Annotated in this window: 19 protein-coding genes and 1 pseudogene; 10 read left to right on the top strand and 10 right to left on the bottom strand. The window is 35.8% G+C overall.

All coding sequences use genetic code 11. The annotated features are described in order from the left end of the window. Positions 1 to 177: 177 nt before the first annotated feature. From BLV64_RS07550 to BLV64_RS07525, 6 genes are all read right to left on the bottom strand, one after another. Complete coding sequence (locus tag BLV64_RS07550; protein WP_092133620.1) at positions 178 to 1,434, bottom strand: YaiO family outer membrane beta-barrel protein; 1,257 nt, start codon at positions 1,432 to 1,434, stop codon at positions 178 to 180. A 13-nt stretch (positions 1,435 to 1,447) separates the two neighbouring features. Further along, the gene (locus BLV64_RS07545; protein ID WP_092133618.1) at positions 1,448 to 3,871 is read right to left on the bottom strand and encodes an LTA synthase family protein; all 2,424 of its coding nucleotides are present in this window, start codon (positions 3,869 to 3,871) and stop codon (positions 1,448 to 1,450) included. Positions 3,872 to 3,895: 24 nt separating this feature from the next. Then, positions 3,896 to 5,335, bottom strand: a complete 1,440-nt coding sequence (locus BLV64_RS07540; RefSeq protein ID WP_092133616.1) for a glycosyltransferase family 2 protein — start codon at positions 5,333 to 5,335, stop codon at positions 3,896 to 3,898. Positions 5,336 to 5,405: 70 nt separating this feature from the next. Further along, positions 5,406 to 6,326, bottom strand: coding sequence for a HEAT repeat domain-containing protein (locus BLV64_RS07535; RefSeq protein WP_092133614.1), 921 nt, complete (start codon positions 6,324 to 6,326; stop codon positions 5,406 to 5,408). Beyond that, the gene (locus BLV64_RS07530) at positions 6,326 to 6,712 is read right to left on the bottom strand and encodes a response regulator transcription factor (protein ID WP_092133612.1); all 387 of its coding nucleotides are present in this window, start codon (positions 6,710 to 6,712) and stop codon (positions 6,326 to 6,328) included. Before BLV64_RS07530 ends, BLV64_RS07535 begins: the two co-directional genes overlap by 1 nt. Further along, on the bottom strand, positions 6,696 to 7,070 hold the full coding sequence (locus BLV64_RS07525; protein ID WP_092133610.1) for an Hpt domain-containing protein: 375 nt from the start codon (positions 7,068 to 7,070) through the stop codon (positions 6,696 to 6,698). The genes BLV64_RS07530 and BLV64_RS07525 overlap by 17 nt, the downstream gene beginning before the upstream one ends. A gap of 611 nt (positions 7,071 to 7,681) precedes the next feature. On the opposite strand from BLV64_RS07525, the gene BLV64_RS07520 reads away from it, so the two are divergent. From BLV64_RS07520 to BLV64_RS07485, 8 genes and pseudogenes are all read left to right on the top strand, one after another. Continuing rightward, complete coding sequence (locus tag BLV64_RS07520) at positions 7,682 to 8,404, top strand: hypothetical protein (protein WP_092133607.1); 723 nt, start codon at positions 7,682 to 7,684, stop codon at positions 8,402 to 8,404. A 220-nt stretch (positions 8,405 to 8,624) separates the two neighbouring features. Then, positions 8,625 to 10,139: a catalase gene (locus tag BLV64_RS07515; protein ID WP_092133605.1), complete on the top strand. Its 1,515-nt coding sequence runs from the start codon at positions 8,625 to 8,627 to the stop codon at positions 10,137 to 10,139. A 318-nt stretch (positions 10,140 to 10,457) separates the two neighbouring features. Further along, complete coding sequence (locus tag BLV64_RS07505) at positions 10,458 to 11,705, top strand: amidohydrolase family protein (RefSeq protein ID WP_092133601.1); 1,248 nt, start codon at positions 10,458 to 10,460, stop codon at positions 11,703 to 11,705. Between the two features lie 176 nt (positions 11,706 to 11,881). Continuing rightward, positions 11,882 to 12,157 (top strand): annotated as a pseudogene (locus tag BLV64_RS14880) (MgtC/SapB family protein); the annotation flags it as partial. Between the two features lie 12 nt (positions 12,158 to 12,169). Further along, positions 12,170 to 12,493 carry a hypothetical protein gene (locus tag BLV64_RS14875; RefSeq protein ID WP_394332345.1) on the top strand — a complete coding sequence of 108 codons (324 nt, stop codon included), beginning with the start codon at positions 12,170 to 12,172 and terminating at the stop codon, positions 12,491 to 12,493. Between the two features lie 52 nt (positions 12,494 to 12,545). Then, on the top strand, positions 12,546 to 13,718 hold the full coding sequence (locus BLV64_RS07495; protein ID WP_092133597.1) for an MFS transporter: 1,173 nt from the start codon (positions 12,546 to 12,548) through the stop codon (positions 13,716 to 13,718). Positions 13,719 to 13,805: 87 nt separating this feature from the next. Further along, a complete protein-coding gene (locus BLV64_RS07490; RefSeq protein WP_245705880.1) occupies positions 13,806 to 14,378 on the top strand; it encodes a YceI family protein in 573 nt (190 codons plus the stop codon). Between the two features lie 12 nt (positions 14,379 to 14,390). Beyond that, the gene (locus BLV64_RS07485; RefSeq protein ID WP_092133595.1) at positions 14,391 to 14,768 is read left to right on the top strand and encodes a nuclear transport factor 2 family protein; all 378 of its coding nucleotides are present in this window, start codon (positions 14,391 to 14,393) and stop codon (positions 14,766 to 14,768) included. A 111-nt stretch (positions 14,769 to 14,879) separates the two neighbouring features. Here BLV64_RS07485 and BLV64_RS07480 read toward each other — a convergent pair whose 3' ends face one another. Then, a complete protein-coding gene (locus BLV64_RS07480; protein ID WP_092133593.1) occupies positions 14,880 to 15,242 on the bottom strand; it encodes a winged helix-turn-helix transcriptional regulator in 363 nt (120 codons plus the stop codon). A 250-nt stretch (positions 15,243 to 15,492) separates the two neighbouring features. On the opposite strand from BLV64_RS07480, the gene BLV64_RS07475 reads away from it, so the two are divergent. Beyond that, positions 15,493 to 16,416 (top strand): DsbA family protein, encoded by a 924-nt coding sequence (locus BLV64_RS07475; RefSeq protein WP_092133749.1) that lies wholly within the window; start codon positions 15,493 to 15,495, stop codon positions 16,414 to 16,416. Between the two features lie 136 nt (positions 16,417 to 16,552). Here the strand turns inward: BLV64_RS07475 and BLV64_RS07470 are convergent, their stop codons facing one another. After that, positions 16,553 to 16,993: a universal stress protein gene (locus BLV64_RS07470; protein WP_092133591.1), complete on the bottom strand. Its 441-nt coding sequence runs from the start codon at positions 16,991 to 16,993 to the stop codon at positions 16,553 to 16,555. Between the two features lie 331 nt (positions 16,994 to 17,324). On the opposite strand from BLV64_RS07470, the gene BLV64_RS07465 reads away from it, so the two are divergent. Beyond that, positions 17,325 to 17,726: a DoxX family protein gene (locus BLV64_RS07465; protein ID WP_092133589.1), complete on the top strand. Its 402-nt coding sequence runs from the start codon at positions 17,325 to 17,327 to the stop codon at positions 17,724 to 17,726. A 113-nt stretch (positions 17,727 to 17,839) separates the two neighbouring features. Here the strand turns inward: BLV64_RS07465 and cysM are convergent, their stop codons facing one another. Together cysM and epsC are read right to left on the bottom strand one after the other, a co-directional pair. Then, positions 17,840 to 18,721, bottom strand: coding sequence for a cysteine synthase CysM (gene cysM / locus BLV64_RS07460; RefSeq protein ID WP_092133587.1), 882 nt, complete (start codon positions 18,719 to 18,721; stop codon positions 17,840 to 17,842). Next, entirely contained in the window at positions 18,721 to 19,512 is a 792-nt protein-coding gene (gene epsC, locus BLV64_RS07455) for a serine O-acetyltransferase EpsC (protein WP_092133585.1), read from the bottom strand. Before epsC ends, cysM begins: the two co-directional genes overlap by 1 nt. Between the last annotated feature and the right edge of the window lie 350 nt (positions 19,513 to 19,862).

Genomic DNA, 19,862 nt, shown 5'->3' with positions numbered 1-19,862 from the left:
ATAAATTTCATTTATAAATTAAGCCTAATTTGAAATACCATAATCGCTCACCGTTTAGTACGGTGTTGACTGTTTATATTATCTTAAATTAGGCTTTATTATTCTTAGTCCCACCGAACTGTTCCGAGGTCATTAGGTGTCACAACAACCTCCATCCATTTACATTTATCCCAATGCTTATTTATCTCTAAATTTCATATTCCAAGATAGAGAGATGGAATAGATCCAAAAATAAGAACCTGGATCGAAGCTAATTTCTTGATGAGACACCCCAGCTTGAACACCCCATGAGTGCTTGTTGTTTGACGATGCAAAATAATAGCCTAAATTAAATTTTTGAGATTTCAGGTTGACAATAGCATTCTCATTACCATCAAAGCTAAACCTATATATTTCAGGAGAAAACCCCATCCCCACAGCAGCACTAAAATACGTATTCGCAGTAGACCTGTACTTGCGGTAATTAAGTGTTCCTGAGACGCTAGTTTTAGGTTCTCCTGGTGTAACGTACGATCGCAACGACCAATAACTATTACCTGTATACCAACCTACAGACCCCGTATAAATAGTGGTATAGGAGCTATACTTAAGTGTTCTAAAACCTAAAGAGGCTTCTAAACTGTAGGGTAGTGATTTATAAAGCTCCCCACCAAACCTCACTTTTGGAAATAAAAAGGAGTTAGACACCCCCACATTAACATAGGCATACAAGCCTTTGGTGATTTTAGGATACATATCTACCTCAAATTGTGCACCTGTAGACTCAAAACGACTATTGATGTTTACTTTTCCATGAATACTACCGTATTTTGTTTGTCTTGCGTATTTTAATAAATAGTACTGCATAGGATCGAACACTTCAGAATATAAGTCTACAGAAGACTTGACGCCAATAACATTTACGCTTAATTTATCGATTAAAGCAGCTCTAAAACGCAGTGCTTTTTCATGCTCTGGCTCTATAACCAACAATTCATTAAGCGTTGCTAATGCCACTTCAGTTTCTTTTAAATCGTCTTCTGCACTCGCTTTTAAATACAGTAAGTCAGCATTCTTAGGGAAAAGTGACAACGCCTTGGCAGACATATCTAAAGCGCTTTGTGGAGAATCACTACGCAACGTGTTAGTAATAGCCAACTCCCAGTCGTTTTGTCTATCGGGACTCGCATTTAAAATGTATTCAAATTCTTTTTTCGCTTTGTCATAATCGCCATCCCAAGAATATGTATTAGCTAAAAACGATCGAATATCGTGGTAATTAGGATACTTGGTTAATATAAGTCGCAGACTGTCTTGCGCCTGTTTTCTTTGATCGTTAAATGCCAATGCTCTTGCGTTTTCGAAAGCCGTATCAGGGTCTCCTGTAAACACCTCTTTTTGCCCAAAAGAATGATAACTAGTTAATATAATAATGATAAATAAGAATGTTCTCATAATAGTATGCGGTTTATGGCAAGCTGTTTTTTAAAGTTTTAAATCTCGTAGAATCCGGATAGGTTTGAATAAGACTATCTAATATAATAGCTGACTTTTGAATATTGTTGATACGCTGATACGCCTTTGCCATTTTAAGGGCTATCTCTGGATTTTTAAGCTCGTTTTTTAAGGCCTGCTTAAAAACAGATTCTGATTTTTGATCTTGATCAGACCACCAATACAAATCTAAAAGCGCCAAATAGACATTATCGGCAAATGGAGATCTATTTCGAGCATCTTTTAATATGCGCTCCGCTTTGGTATAATCCCCTTGCCATGCCTGCATACGCCCTTTTAAGGTTCGTACTTCCGAGTAATTAGGTAATTCATTTAAAATATAATCACAGAGCAATACAGCCGTATCATATTCTTTTTCGAAAGCTAGATCTCGGGCCGTAACAAAAAGTTCATCGAAATTTTTCCCTTCGGCATGCTTAGTAATTATAGCTAATTGTTCTGAAGTAAAGGCAACCGGAGCTTCCGAATACACATTAAGTGCTTCTGGATAAATTTTATTTTGCTGTGTCACATATGCATTTAGCCTTTTAAACGCTCTAAGTGAATCTGTTATTGTTTTATTCAGAGCGTCATCATCTACTTTAGACGTTTGAAATCGCTCGTTAATGGAATACAATTCATCACCAGACAACAAATACTCCTTATAAATAACATCACTTATATCCCCTTTATAGCGCATTAAAGGAATTGTATTTACGTTTCTAAAAGCCTTAACAGTATCCAATCCTTTACCTAACCAAGCCGTTTCATTTATTGGGTTAATCTTATAGTTACTTACTAGGTAGCTCAGTACACTAGGAGCAACATCCCAATGTGAGGACACCGATTTAAACTGCATAGGCTTTTTTAACATGGGACTATAGATTAAAAAAGGGACATGATACCTGCAAAGCTTATCTTTCATGGCGATAGGAATCAAGCGGTGATCCCCCGTGATCATAAAAATAGTATTCTTATAATCAGGTCGCTTTGAATAGGCTTCCATATACTCTTTAAGGCTCGCATCCATATACAAGAGGCTTCCAAAAATATCGCGATGACTTAGCAGTTTGGATTTTAAAGCTTCCGTTTTCTGAGACGCTTTAACTAGGTCATCTACCTCTGACATATACCGCTCTTTGCTTGGGTACTCAAAAGGCTCGTGATTTGTTAATGTCATTACAATATCTAATCGCGGCTGCTTTTCTAAACTTTGTGTTTGAAGGGTTTTCTTAAAGATTTCTCCGTCTGGGTAGCCCCAAGAAAATCCGCCATCATTAGCTTTTGTTTTACTAAATTCTGACCCGTATTTACTTTCGTCGATAAGGTTATCGATACCATTATACTCTAGAAAGTTAATTTTCCTGTCAAAACTAGAAGCGTCTCCAGAATAGAAGGACGTGTAATAGCCATTAGCTTTCAAAATGTTTATTAATGACAAATGAGATGGCGTATCTTTTAGTTCTAAAAACCCCGTCTCTCCAAAAGGCAAGGATCCAAATAAGGAAGGTAAAAGACCAAAAGAGCGCCCTGTGGTACTCACAAAATTCTCCCAGTATAACGACTTACTAATCAATTCATCTAAATAAGGAGTAAAACCACCGTATTGGTTATTTGCAACAAACTCACTACCTAAACCTTCTACAACAATCACAACAATATTAGGTTTCTCCTCATTACTATTTAGAAATGGAGATAACACATCGGGGCTATTAAAAGGTTTTAATAAAGGGTAATCTGTTCTTTCCTCAAAATTTAAGGCACTAATTTCACTAGCATTTCTTTGGAATTTTAAGATATCGCTGACAAAAAACGCTGTTTTGTTTTGAAATGAATCTGACGTTGCTTCTGGCACTGAAAAACCTAGGATTCCAAAACCGACAAAAAGTACCAATGTGGTGCCTGCTACAATACGCCAGTCGGCATAGGCGTTAAGCAGATAACGGAATACCAAAAGTAAAGCAGGGAAAACAATAAAGGGCAGAAAGTAAACCAGTGAAATCGACTCAGAACTCCCTACTGTATTAACAGCATCATCAAACGAATAACCTAAAATATCAGCTCCTAAAAATAGTAAAGTTGTAAGACTGTATTTTACTAAAGCAAACTGTATTATAATGCCTAAAGAAAATAGAATGAGTACAACTACATTTGCTAACTTTTTGCGCCATAGCACTATAATTAAAAATAGAGGCAGTACGACAAGCCCTAGAAAAAGGCCTGTCCAAAAATCATTTAAGAATTTATATAAAAGAATACTAACTATCGAGACATCGGTAGACACGCTAGTCTTAGATAGCACAACCTCATAGACAGTCATTACCCAATAGACAAAAACAAGTGCTAAGGTGAGGTTGAGATAATTTAAAAGTGTTTCCTTTTTTATGTTAAACGTCATATAATATAATTAAATTCAAAACTATTAATTTGTTTCTCCACTACTCATTCCCTTTCGCTCCATGGCACCCCATTTTTTGGTCTTGTTAAAGTAATAATCGATATTCCCTCTAATCGCCGCATATAATATTACGGGATGCAAAATAATTGGTTCTATAATACAAAGGAGGATTAATTTTATTCCCACACCTTTTTTCTTGTATTGATTATACGTTAATTCTTCAGAAAACAAAGCAACAAGAGAAAACAGAACTGAAAACAGGTAGGCTAAAGCAATAAATAATACGGCATACTCCCAATGCACAAGATTAAAAGCTATTAGAATACCGAAATATAAAAGACCTACCAGTTCAATAATGGGTGCCAAGCGCTCAAAAATTAACCAGTAGGGGTAACTAATAAGTCCAAATTTCCCATAGTTTTTATTAAACGCTATTTTTCGATGTTTTCGTAGGGTTTCAATCGTACCACGTGTCCATCGGTTACGTTGAGAAATTAAAGTTTTATAGTTATCCGGAGCTTCCGTCCAACATAAAGGATCCGGAATATAAGCCACCTTATATTTTTCATTTTTTTCTTCCATATGCCTTCTCATTCTCACAATAATCTCCATATCCTCTCCAACAGTATTAGTATCATACCCCCCTACTTCTAAAGCTATATATTTATCAAAGATTCCAAAGGCACCAGAAATTACTAGCAAACCATTTAATCTACTCCACGCCATTCGTCCTAATAAAAAAGCTCTTAGATATTCCAAAATCTGAGCTTGAACCAACAGGTTTTTAGGTAAGTTAACCTCTATTAATTTCCCGCCTTTAATCACACAAGAATTTGCTATTCTTATCACCCCCCCTGCAGCAATCACCTTATGGTCTGTCGCTTCCAAGAAGGGCTTAATCATTTTTTGAAGTGCATCTTCTAATAATAAACAATCTACATCAATACAAGCCACATATTTACTATCGCTAATATTAAGTCCCATATTTAAGGCATCCGCTTTACCCCCATTTTCTTTATCAACAACTATCAGTTTTTCGAAGGCTGGATTTTTTGACTTAAAAACACCTTTTCGAAAAGGCTGTGTTTTAACCTTTTCATCCACTTCATAGTCTACATACTCCAAATCGTAAGCTTCAATTAATTTTTCTAAACTATCATCCGAACTACCATCATTTACAATAATAACATTATAGTTAGGGTAATGATTAGATAATAAAGACCGAACATTTTCGACAACATTTAAGCTCTCGTTATATGCTGGTGCGATTATAGTTATTGAAGGCGATATAGGAGAAGATAGAATGTGTTTATAATTAACAAAACTATTTTTCTTTACATACTCTATGGTTTCTCTTGCTGATATTATAGACAATAAAATATAAGAAAGAATAGCCAAAAAAGAACAGATAAAAAACAAGTAATGAAATACTTCTAATATTATTTTAATGGTACTCGATTCCATTTATGGGGTAACTTTTTTTTGGGGTTGGGTGTACTATTTTTTAGGGTTACTTTGCGATAAGAAGTGCCTCCTACAACTCCGCAGTTCGTACGTGGACCTCCTCATAACTAAAGGCATCTTTAGATAGTTGTAATAATTCTTCGGTTTCATAGCCAAACAAATCATTTAAAACTGAAATGGCAGCACTCCTAACCTCTTTGTTAGGATGCGCTAATAATGAAATAAGCTCTTCTTTAACTTCAAATTGATTGTAAATTTTTGCTAATTTAATCGCAAACAATATCACGCTCACATTAGGCGAACGCAACCATGGTTTAATATCACAAATTTTTGGATTACCTTCTGTCATCAATGCTTCGAGTAATTGAAGCTGATGCCATTCAGATAGAGGCAATTCTAAATCATCTAAAAATGAAAGCCCTTCAAACTTAAACAAATCTACAGTATACAACTGAGCTTCTTTTCTAACTTCTCGCTTGTGATGGGTAATAAACTTAGACACCTCCTCTTGTCCTTCATAAACTCCAAACTGACGTAACTCCCAGATGGCCTTGGTAACAATATGCCATTTTTTACTTTTTAATCGGTGTCTTGCATGACCTGCAAGTCCCGTTTTACGGTAAAGTGATTTTATATCATCAGACATTTCTCCAGAGACCTCATCCATCAAACTACTTAAAATGGTAATGATACTTTTTTGCCGTGAAGGGATTCGAACACCAGATTTTAATTTTATAATTATCGAGCGTTGGCTTTTACTCATTTCATCAGAATCATCACCAGAATATAGAAAGTCTACAATTAAGGCTTCATATTGCGTTTTGTAATTTGCAATCTCCTTATCCTTGATTTTTAACAAGCTACGGGTGGCTCTTAATCCTATGATAAGAATAACAATGGTTATTATCATAGCCACCACTACAACCAAAGAAATCTGAATTAAAAAGGGAGCTTCCTGAAAAGCACCTACTATGTAATCATAGATATGCACTAACCTATCGTTTTAAATTCACTAAACAATCGTTTTATACGAATGACTAATTCATTTGGACTAAAAGGTTTTGTCATAAAATCGCTAGCCCCTAAACTAAACGCTTTAAGAACCATATCTTCCTGACCAGCAGACGAAAAAACAACAATCGGTGTTTTTTTCTTAAGCTTATTTCTTACATGACTAATAACTTCCAATCCGCTAAAATAAGGCATCATTATATCTGTTAGTATTAAGTCGGGATTATAACTTTCAACTAAATCTATAGCTTGCTTTCCATCTGCAGCTATTAACAGTTCATAACCTTCTTTTTCTAATTTATATTTTAAAAGTAGAGAAAGCGTTGAATTATCTTCAGCCAAAACTATTTTATGTCGCTTCATCATCTATTCGTGTTATTTCATTTTGTAATTCAACTTTAACCTGAGTAAAAACTGTCAGACTAAAATATATTTTTGTTTTTACCTCTTCCAAATCAGCTAAACCTCTTAGCTCTCTCTCTAATTCAAGCATAATTGGTTCTAATTTTTCAACCCTAAATATTCTTAAACTGGGTATTATTTTATGAGCCGCATGATATAATCCTTCTAAATTATCAGCTTGTAATTCTTTTGTCATTTTACTAACAAAGTCATCAATATCTTTAATAAAAGAATTTATAAGCAGTTTACAAATCATCATATTCCCTTCTACCTCTTCTTGTAAAGGTCCCAGATCTACATAACTAGTATTTGATATTTTCATTATTAATTTATATTCTTAAAACAAGGCTTAAAATGTAGGCCACTATCTTCACCATCCGATGATCTTATCGAGATCATATTATTTGATTCTATTTTAATCAGGCCGAAATATAGTGATTATCATCGACAAACAACACATATCAACGTTATAATACATTAATTAAAAGGTTTTTATCTTTTAACACCTACAATTTATTCCATTTTAATATTAAAATCAAATAACAAACAACTAATACAAATGAAGACCAAATTCACTTGAAAATAGGCCGGCGAATATATTTGAAAAAATGAATTATTATATACTAATCTATTAAAAATAATTAGATAGTATTTTAACCTTAAATAAATCATTAAGCCGATTAAAAAATTAAGAGATGTAATCTTAATTTACATTATTAGAGGAGTCATGTAAGACTTCGAGTGAGAAATACGATGGACATATTTTTAATAATAAATATAATAATATCTTAGATGTATTATAGCAAACAAAAACACTTAACTCATGTAATAAATCACTGACAAACAATCGTTTACACTTACATTCCCTCATGTTTTATAGTCTATTTAGGGTATTTATAACTATCTTAAAGAGAATCAATACTATAGAAAGTCATGAAAAAAGTTTTACTAACATTCGCTCTGTTGGTTTTCTGCTTCGTTGCCATTGGGCAGACAGACAAAAAACCAACATTAATTTCTGAGACCGTGTACATCCTTCCAAAAACAGGAATGAGCACACAATTTGAAAACGCCATAGCGCAACATAACAACAAATTTCACCCTGTGGGCTCCCACCACGCCGTACTTAGACGTGTAGAATACGGCGATCGTGCTGGATGGTATGTTTGGGTGATGAGAGGCACCTATGCATCACTAGACTCACGTCCGACTTCAGATAGAGGACATGATGATGATTGGAATAAAACCGTAGATCCTACTGTAGAAAGATATGGCAATATCGGACTTTGGGCTTACGACGAAAAACTATCGACAGGTGTTGATATTTTTAAGAAATCTAACAAATATATTGTCTGGGCAGTAGACGTTAAGCGTGGAAAAAGTAAAGAGTTTAAAGCGCTAATAGAGAAGCTAAGAGCCACATACGAAACCATGAACAATCGCGCCTTTTTAGTCTATACCAATCAAATACATACCGCAAAATCTTTTGATGTAGCGCTACTTTGGAATTTAGATAAGTATGCAGATCTCGATGTCGATTGGAAAACTAAAGAGGCTCACGAAAAACTAAACGGCGTTGGTAGCTGGGAGAAAATGGTGGAAGAATGGATGACTATTACCGAAGACCATACAGTAGAAATTAGAACAAAACTGTAGCTAATTATTTTAAACACAATTCTTAATACATTAGCACAACGATTATAATAAAGGTTCTTATTCACGGGTGAATAAGAACCTTATTGTGATAAAAAACCCCGTACTGAATTCACCTCATTGGCTCTATACACCCCTGCCGCTGATATATTATCATTTTTTAAAGTATTAAAAATATCGTAACTTCATTCGCAATACGTATTCACTTTAAAAACATTCAAAAATGGACGATAAAAAACCAAAATTAACACGGCAAACCGGTGCTCCGGTTGGAGATAATCAAAACGTACAAACGGCAGGACCTCGTGGACCACTCTTAATGCAAGATGCTTGGTTTCTTGAAAAAATGGCAAACTTTGATAGAGAGGTCATTCCTGAAAGACGAATGCACGCCAAAGGCTCTGGAGCATTCGGAACTTTTACGGTGACACATGATATTTCAAAATATTCAAAAGCCGATATCTTTAGCGAAGTCGGAAAGCAAACAAAAATGTTTAGCCGATTTTCTACGGTGGCCGGAGAACGTGGTGCCGCAGATGCGGAAAGGGACATTCGCGGATTTGCATTAAAATTTTATACCGATGAAGGCATTTGGGATTTAGTAGGAAATAATACACCTGTATTTTTCTTCCGTGACCCGATGAAATTCCCAGATTTAAACCGTGCTGTTAAACGCGACCCTAAAACAAACTTACGTAGCGCAAATAATAATTGGGATTTCTGGACCCTACTTCCTGAGTCCTTGCACCAAGTGACTATAACAATGAGTGATCGCGGTATTCCAAAAGGTTACCGTCACATGCACGGATTTGGAAGTCATACCTACAGCCTTATTAATAAAGACAATGTAAGGCATTGGGTAAAATTTCACTTCGTGACACAACAAGGTATTGAAAACTTATCTGATGAAGAAGCAATGAAAGTTGTGGGAATGGACAGAGAATCATCGCAACGCGATTTGTTTGATGCCATCGAAAGAAAAGATTTCCCTAAGTGGAAAATGTACATTCAAGTCATGACGGAAGAACAGGCAAAAACCTACCGCTTCCACCCTTTCGACTTAACAAAAGTATGGTCTAAAAAAGACTTCCCACTAATTCCTGTTGGTGAGTTCGAATTGAATAAAAATCCCGAGAACTATTTTCAAGATGTAGAGCAAGCTGCCTTTAATCCAACCAATATTGTTCCTGGAATCGGGTTCTCGCCAGACAAAATGCTTCAAGGTCGATTATTCTCGTATGGCGATGCACAACGTTACCGATTAGGTGTCAACCATTATCAGATTCCGGTAAATAAACCAACCTGCCCGTACCACTCTAATCATAGAGATGGAACTATGCGTGTAGATGGTAACCATGGTGGTACCAAACATTACAACCCGAATAGCTATGGCCTATGGCAAGAACAGCCAGACGCTAAAGAACCGCCTTTAGAATTAGAAGGTAATGCTTACGCTCATAACTTTAGAGATGATGATGAAGATTACTACACACAGCCTGGTGATTTATTCCGCATTATTAAAGCCGATGGCAAAGCAGAAGTCCTATTTAAAAACACTGCAGCTCAAGTTGGTGGTGCAGAAAAGTTTATTCAGATACGCCATATAAGAAACTGTTATAAAGCCGATGCTGAATATGGAGAAGGTGTTGCAAAAGCATTAGGGTTAACTATGGATGAAGTGAATAACTTCGACATGACACCTTATGATAGATGGGCCCCAAAACCTAGCAACGGGTAGTTTTACAAATTCAAATAACAAGTAACCAAAAGCCATAAATATTCAATTTAGAATAATTTATGGCTTTATTTTTACCTCTTACCCCTAAACCGATAAAGAACCAGCGCTTTGACTTAAATACTGGAAACCAATAAGTTAAACTATTCACAATACCAGTATGAATGTCATAATAAAGACTTACATTAGAGGTTGACCTTGAAAAATCAGGTTTTAAACTATTCACATCTACTTACTGTTTTTACAAACAGCCTTTTCGATTTAAACATCGGATAGCTATAAGTATTGTTATGTCTAATATTCACTTAAAATTGATCTCATATGAAGAAGAAGTTTTTTAATGCGAAAATTTATCGCAATGATGCAGCAACAGAAATTAGTGTTGAAAATGGGAAAATCACACAAATCGGAACTAATTTACCTAAATGTGATGAAGAAATCGACCTTGGCGGAAAGTTAGTCCTGCCACCTTATGTAGATCCGCATTTACATTTAGATTACGTCTATACTTTATCAGAATTGGGGCAAGAAGGTGCTGGCTCTGGAACCCTGTTTGAAGCTATCGAATTATGGCCAAAATTCAAAGAAACTCTAACGGTAGAAAGTGTAAAACGTTTAGCAATGAAAGGTATTAAAGATGAAGTCTCACAAGGTGTACAGCACATTCGTACGCATGTAGATGTTACAGACCCAAAATTTACAGCCCTAAAAGCGATGTTGGAGATGAAAGAGGACCTAAAGGACACTGTAGACATTCAGATTGTCGCTTTCCCTCAAGAGGGCATGTATATGTATAAAGGCGGATTAGAACTCGTAGAAGAAGCTCTTAAAATGGGTGCCGATGTTGTAGGCGGCATTCCGCATTACGAGCCAGCGAGAGAGTTTGGAGAAAAATCAATTCACGATATCGTAAAATTGGCTTTAAAATACGATAAAATGATTGATGTGCACTGTGACGAAACCGATGATCCGCACTCACGATTTGTAGAGTTATTAAATGCGCTTGTGTATATGGAAGATTATGGCAGCCGAACAACAGCGAGCCATACCTGTTCATTTGGTTCGGCAGACGATTCGTATGCCTTTAGAATGCTAGACATATTCCAAAAGACAAAGATGAACTTTATTGCTTGTCCAACAGAGAACGCTTATTTACAAGGACGCCAAGATACCTACCCAAAACGTCGCGGCTTAACTAGAGTGAAAGAGTTTTTAGAGTATGGTATTAATGTTGCGTTTGCACAAGATTCTATTAACGATCCATGGTACCCAATGGGGAATGGAAATATGATGAATATTTTAGATAACGGTATCCATTTAGCACAGATTATGTCTGCAGAAGATGTAAAAACCAATTTCGATTTAATTACCTACAATGGCGCACGTTGTTTGAATATACAAGATAGCTACGGCTTAGAGGTTGGAAAAGCAGCTAACTTTATTGTTCTTAACGAGTCTTCCGTATATGAAGCCATTCGTAAAAGAGTGGATGTTTTAGCCTCTGTACGTAACGGGGATTTCCTATTCCGTCGTAAAGAACCGGCTTATGATATTCCTTTAAACTTGTAAAATAAATAAACTAATAATTGAGGATGCAACAATAAGACTTTAATCGTATTATTTTTATGGATGGATTTGTAGAAATAACAGAATATATTTTACGTATTGGTATCGCATTTTTCTTAGGCGGTATCATTGGTTTTGAGAGACAGTGGAGACAAAAGAACGCTTGACTCCGAACCAATACCTTAGTTGCTATTGGTGCAGCCTCATTTGTACTCTTATCTATAGATCTCCATAGCTTGTCTGGTGGAGATCCAAGTCGAGTAACAGCACAGATTGTTACAGGTATCGGGTTTATTGGAGCCGGTGTGATTATGAAAGATGGCTTCGATGTGAGAGGACTTAATACGGCAGCGACAATTTGGTGTTCGGCAGCGGTTGGAACATTGGTTGGAATGGGCTTTCTATTTGAAGCAGGTATTACTACGGCTGCCGTTGTACTATCACATATTATACTAAGACCAGTTAGCATGCGATTATCAAAACTTTCTGCCTATCGCAAAACAGAAGTTAAAGAAACCTACTATCAAGTCTCTATTGAATGTGCATTAAATACTGAGGCGAACGTTCGGTTTTGGTTATTAAATCATATTGAAACTAACGATCAGTTATTACTTCGTTCTATTACTAGAGATCTGTCAGAAAACAATCCGAAAGAGGTTCATATCCAAGTGGAAGTAGCCACAATAGGCGCCCAAGAGAACCTTTTAGAACATTTGGTGACTAATCTAATCATGAAATTAGAAGTCACACATGCAGGATGGAAATTAGTTGGCCGGGAAACGGAGTATTAATTCTGTATCATGCAACTAGTAGAAACCTTATAAACATTAATAATAAATAACTATGAGTAAAAAGAATATTACGGAACAGGTTAAAAGTAGTTTTCCGTGGTTGATTATGATATTGATGTCATCGGTGACCTTTGTAGGAATACTCTCCGAACTTATGCCTTCTGGTGTTCTACCATTAATGATGGACGACCTCAATATTAGTGAAGTGCAAACCGGAAACCTCGTAGGTTACTACGCTATAGCGTCGGCAATATTTGCGATCCCACTAATTTCATTAACCATGCCATTCAATCGGAAACACCTATTATTACTCTTATTAGGTGGCTTCGCCGTTTCTAATATTGTCGCTGGTTTGGTTCACGATTATACCATAATTATAGGATTAAGGGTCATTGGAGGAATCTGCGCTGGGGTGATGTGGCCAATGATTGCAGCCTACGGTATGCGATTAGTAGACGCGGAGCATCACGGAAAAGCTATCGCCGTAATTATGGCAGGAACCACTTTAGGTATTAGTATTGGAATGCCAATAATGACGTCTATTGGAAATGATTATGGTTGGAGAACAGAATTTATAGGTCTTGGTGTCTTTATAATCCTTATTGCTATAGTGAGTGCCCTTGTTCTTCCCTCTATTCCTGGGGAAAAGCTAACTAAAAGCTCGTCACCATTCGCCTTGTTAAAAATACCTGAAGTTTTAATTATTCTTATGCTTACCCTACTTGGTGTTGTTGCACATTATGGGGTTTATGTGTACATCACAAGTCTTGTAGAAGACATTCAGCTAGCGGGAGGCGTAGAAAGTGCCTTATTGTTTTTTGGAATAGGGTCTTTAATTTCTGTCCTAATCGCCATTAAATACACCGACAAATACTTAAGATTATTAACCATAGCAATGTTTGGATTGATTATTATATCTATGGTTATTTTTCTCCTATTCGGAGGAACAACAGGTATGGGTCATTTCGCCTTCTTTTTATGGGGAGTTTCTTTTGGTCCCTTAGTTACTTTATTACAAGCCGCGGTTAGCAGACAAGTAGAAACCGCAAAAGACGTTGCCACTTCGGTACAGTCTTCTGTTTTTAACTTATCGATAATGATTGCTTCCTCGTTAGGTGGATTGCTTCTAGGTATCTACGCGCCTTCCAGCCTAATTTATTTAGCCATCGGACTGTCTGTTCCAGGGATAATCATTTCCGTGCTTTCTAAAAAAGCCTTAACTTGATAGTTAAGCCATATAACAACAGAAAGGCCAACATAAAATTTCTTGAGGCCTTTTCAATTATAATTATTAACAATTAAAGACTTTAATATGATGAAAAAATTTATATCACTTATTGTAATGATTTTCCTTGGTTTGAGTTCGGTTGCTCAAACAGAATGGAAAGTCGATCCTTACCACTCTTCATTAAATTTCAACATATCACATTCTGGCATTAGTTTAGTAAATGGGAACTTTTTAGAATACACCGGCAATCTAACCAAAAACGGAGAAGCACTGACTGATGCTCAATTTGATTTTACAGTTCAGGTAAAAAGTATTAACACGAATGTTGAAGACAGAGACAACCATTTAAGAAGTGCCGATTTCTTTGAAGTAGATACCTATCCTGAAATGACATTTAAAAGCACTAAAATATTAGCTACTGGTAAACCTGAACATTATTTACTCTATGGACAATTAACCATTAAGAATATCACAAAAGAAGTGATTTTTGATGTGTATTATGGTGGTACGGTTAAAAGCAAACAAGGTGAGAAACTGGGAATGAAAGCCAAAACCACAATTAATAGATTTGATTATAATATTAATTATGATCCAACGGCTGCCGGAATTGGAAAAGAGGTTGGCCTTGTGATTCACTTACAATTCGCAAAGCAATAAAATAAATTAGATATGAAAAATTCAGCAAGAGCACTAGTAGAAAAAATGTTTACCGCTTTTAGTAGCGGTGATGCCGATGCGTTTGTAGCAACTGTTTCAGAAGATACAGTATGGGTTTATCACGGAACACAAATTATCCCTGCCGGAACCTTTGAAAAAAAAGAAGGTGTAAGAACCTTTTTTACGAATATAATGGAACGAACCGAAATCATCAATTTCGAACCACAACAATATATTGTTGAAGGAAATATGGTTGTTGTTTTAGGCAAAGAACACCAAAAGGTTAAACGGTCGGGAAGAGAATTAAAACAAAAATGGGTGCAGATATATACGGTAGAAAACGAGCTGATTACCAAAATGGAAGAATTTGCAACCTCAGAAGAAGTGTAATAAATCAAATCAATTAGAACGTAACAACTGCTATCGAAAACGGGATAAAAATTGTTTATTAATTTTTTAAGCTAGTCGCTTTTTATACTAAATATCGCCTCGAATAATTTATTATTCTCCACCATGAACAGACTCCCGGTATGCAATGCCCCATTTTGCCAGTTCATTAATTAAAGGCGCAAGCGTAGCACCATATTCGGTAATCGCATATTCAACGGTAATAGGTTTTGTATCCATCACCTTGCGACTTACTAGGTGATTCATTTCAAGATCTTGCAATTCTTTAGATAGCATCTTGGTTCCAATACCATCAATTTCTCGAAGTAAATCCATAAACCCTAATTTATCACCTTCTATAAGCGTACCTAAAATATGAAACTTCCATTTTCCCGATAAAATACTCATGGTATCGCTAATGGCTTGCATCCTAACCTGACAAACAGGAGTATCGTTAATAACAGCTTTTTTTTTCACGACTTTAATTAATTTAAAAATACAACATCAGATCTAAAGACGGACTAAGGTAGTTTCCTTTTGGAAAGTACTTCCCAAAAGGAAATGCATATCAAATATATACTTTATTCACCGTATATTTGTATGGCTTACAGCATTTTATGCCATAGCACCTAAAAGGAGCATGATGAAAAAGACAATAAACCGCTTTGCATTTATAATTTTCATGTTAAGCCTCAGTGCTTTACACGGACAAACAAACACAAAAACTATGACAAACGAAACAACAAAAAACAATCCGCTTTTATGTGATATAGAAACCGGACTATGTGAAACAGCAGAAGGAAATACGGAGAACACGACAGCAAAGAACATACAATCTACCAAGAAAGCTATACAGGTTATTTATTACACAGATCCAATCTGTTCATCGTGTTGGGGTATAGAGCCGCAACTACGAAAACTTAAATTAGAGTATGGTAACGCGGTTGAAATCGACTATAGAATGGGTGGTTTACTACCCGATTGGAATTACAATAGTGGTGGTATAAGCTCTCCTGCCGATGTTGCTAGTCATTGGGACGAAGTCAGTATTCACTACGATATGCCTATAGATGGTGACCTTTGGTTAGAAGACCCTATGGATTCATCTTACCCGTCATCTATAGCCTTTAAAGCTGCTCAGCTACAGGATAAACAAAAGGCTATTGTGTTTATGCGTGAGATGAGAGAACTGATGTTTTTAAAAAAGAAAAACATGGCTAAATGGGAAAATATCGCTGTAGCAGCTGGAAAAGTTGGCTTAGATGTAGCTCAGTTAAAAATGGATTTTGAAGGTAAGGCTCAGGATTTATTTAAGGACGATTTAAAGTTAGGACAAGAATTAGGGGTACGAGGATTTCCAACCATGTTTTTTGTTGATGATGCTGGAAATCAAGAAACTGTTTACGGTGCTAGACCCTATGCGTTTTACGAAATGGCTATTCTAAAACTAAATCCTGAAGCGACTAAAAGTGAATACAGTAAAAACTGGGAAGCTCTTTTTGCTCTATATCCGACACTTACAGCTAAAGAATTTTCTGAACTTTCAGGAACTCCTAGAGCCGAAAGTGAACAGGTTTTAAACACGCTATCTGATGCTGGAAAATTAGAAAAACTAAGCACTAAAAATGGTTCTATCTGGACAGTAAAATAACAAGCTAGGTTTAAGCCCAATAAAGAAAAAACTATATTATAGTTTTATAAACAAAAACGCCTTTGTAAATGAGATACAAAGGCGTTTTATTTTTATTTATTTCTATACCATTAACTGCAAGAAATTAAGATATTCCTTACCCTAGAGGAATTGCTAATAGCGGAATATTAAGTTCGTCGATTAAATCTTTTTTCTTGTTTTCGGTAAACAGGCCATAAATCACATTTTTCTTTCTATGACCAGCGATCACAAGATCAATATTATTTTCTTCTACAATTTTTTTAATAGACTTTATAACCGCGCCTTCAATAAGCATTCCTTCCGTAGGGATATTACATTTCTCTTGTAAATTCTGCGCAAACTCCTTTAAAAAAATGGCTGCTTTGTTATTGTCTTCAGTACGCTTGTCATACAGATATTGCGGCCCTGCTTCTCGACTTAACAGATCGGTGGGATTAGCTGCCCCAACTTGAATAATCCAAATTTTACCACCTGTAAGTTTGGCTAATTTTACGGCATGTGAGGTTAATAATTCTGCGTTTTTTATTTTGTCTACTGCTACAAGAATGTGCTTCATATAAGAATTTTGAGATTAGTAAAAACTCCAATTTAAGCAAAAAAATACAGCTTTAATAACAAGTGTTTTATAAATATTTATATAAATTGTAAATAAATGAAGTCATTGCAGCACTATTCATAAATCAATGTAATTCGTAAAATCGGACATTTATTTTATGTATACACGTGCTAAGGTTAAGCTTTTTTTAGCCCTTTAAAAGCTACCGTATTATATATTATTATAATGTATATCTTAGCATAACAAAAAAAACGAAATACTAACTTTAATTACGAACACACCTAAGGCTGAGTCACAAAAAAAGCTCGCTAAAATAGGTGAAATCCACATTATGATGAACACACCATTTAAAACCAACAATTTAAGTATTGCCCTTTTAATTTTAAGAGTCGGTGCTGGGGGACTAATGTTAATTCACGGTATTCCTAAACTTCAAATGCTATTTAGTGGTGAAATACAGTTTCCAGGAGTTATGGGATTGAGCCCAACAATTTCATTAATACTGGCTGTGTTTTCTGAAGTATTATGCTCGGTATTAATCCTTATCGGACTAAAAACAAGATTAGCAACGATTCCATTAATCCTAACCATGCTTATAGCCGTTTTTATGATTCATGCTAGCGATCCCTTTGCTAAACAAGAATTAGGTTTACTTTACCTTTTCCTTTATATACCTTTATTCCTTTTGGGTAGCGGAAAATTTTCTGTTGATGCACTGATGCAAAAAAAATAAAGGACACCATTTGCCACATTACCCGGTAAAAACAACTTATTCGGATAACAAAAAAATCCATAACCACTAAAAGCGTCGTTATGGATTTTTTAATTGTATGGGCCTATAAATCTTTATTTAAACAAGTCGGAAGACAAATACCTATCACCACGGTCGCAGATAATACTTACTACAATACCACTATCCAAAGTATTTGCTAAACGCACTGCGGCAGCTGTAGCTCCACCACTACTCATACCAGCAAAAATCCCTTCTTCTTTTGCCAAGCGTCGAGTCATTTCTACAGCTTCATCGCGACTCACCTCAAGAGTACTATCCACTTTATCTGCATTAAATATTTTTGGCAGATAGGCCTTTGGCCATTTACGAATACCTGGAATATTAGAGTCATCGGTAGGCTGCACCCCAACAATCTGAATGTCTTTATTCTGTTCTTTTAAATAAGTTGAGGTTCCCATGATGGTACCGGTAGTTCCCATAGACGACACAAAATGTGTGATTCCACCTTCTGTATCGCGCCATATTTCAGGACCAGTAGTGTGGTAATGCGCTTTCCAATTGTTATCATTTGCAAATTGATTAAACGAATAGTAATTATCGTTTTCCACTTTATCAATAGCGTAATCACGTGCCCCTTCAATGCCTTCTGGGTGAAGAGTCACCTTGGCACCATAAGCCTCCATTGTTTGCACACGCTCTTTGGTCGCATTTTCAGGCATAACCAATTCTAAATCCAATTTAAATATACCGGCAATCATTGCCAGGGCAATACCTGTGTTTCCACTAGTAGCTTCAATTAGTTTTGAAGCACTATTAATTTCTCCCTTATCTAAAGCGTCTTTTATCATAAAATAGGCCGCTCTATCCTTAACACTTCCTCCAGGGTTATTCCCTTCCAATTTAAAATACAAACTCACATTCGGGTTGGTATTTAACACTCGTGATTTAACGAGAGGTGTATTTCCTATTTGATCTAATATACTTGTGTTTTTCATTATTTTACCTTTTTAGTAATCACTTCAACAGTGGGTGTATGCAAAACGATTGAATTTTTACCTACAGAGTTTGTCACCCAGGTATTCCCTCCAATAATACTGTTTTCTCCAATAATAGTGTCACCTCCTAAAATAGAAGCATTAGCATATATTACTACATTTTTCTCGATAGTAGGGTGTCGTTTTACGTCTTTAAGTTGTTTTTTAACCTTAAGCGCACCAAGGGTTACCCCTTGATAAATTTTAACATTGTCTTGTATTTCTGCTGTTTCACCAATCACAACTCCGGTACCATGGTCGATAAAAAAAGACGCTCCAATTTGTGCCCCAGGATGAATATCGATTCCTGTAAGTTGGTGGGCGTACTCGGTCATAAGTCGCGGTATTAGCGGTAAGCCTAATTTATAAAACTCACGCGCCATTCTGTAAATCGCAATGGCATAAAACCCTGGATAAGCTAAATATACCTCTTCAATAGAATCTGCCGCTGGGTCATTTTTATAAATAGTAGCCGCATCCTTTTTTAAACTCGAAAACAAATGTGGAATACTCAGACAAAAATCATCCCATCGCTTGCACGGCTTCCCGGCAATATGCGGACAAGCTAAATCACGGATCACTACAAATAAAGACTCCAATTCACTTAGTGCCTCTTCGGTATGTGTTGCCCGGTCAAATAATGCTTTAAAAAGCAATTGAGTAAAGCGCTGCGATTCCAGCTTTAAGGTCATCGACACATTAATGTCTTCCTTTTGTTTGTTTATAGCTTCTATCAATTTAAAATGATCCATAAGGTTTTATTAGAGTTTTAAAGCAACACCACAACATCTTAAAAACGGGTGAATCATGCGATTTCCTTGAACTTATTGATACAAAAAAACAAAAACATGACCTGATGTTAAAGTCAAAGATAAAACTTACACGCGTTATAATCACTTAAGATTTTCTTAATCTATTGATAAAAACGGTGAGTCAGAGTCCATGGCTTACTCGTTTTTAAAACAACCACATATAAATTAGTTTATCATATTATAAAGCTACTATTTTTAATCAATAGTCTTTATTTTATAGTTATACTTATTTCGCATTCTTTTATTTGCCTCTCTTATCAATAAACACTAACTTGTTAACTTACAACTAG

The organism is Bizionia paragorgiae, from assembly GCF_900107625.1.
GTDB classification, from domain to species: Bacteria; Bacteroidota; Bacteroidia; order Flavobacteriales; family Flavobacteriaceae; genus Bizionia; species Bizionia paragorgiae.
The sequence above is the reverse complement of the archived record's forward strand: the minus strand, read 5'-3'. Positions and strand labels throughout refer to the sequence as shown.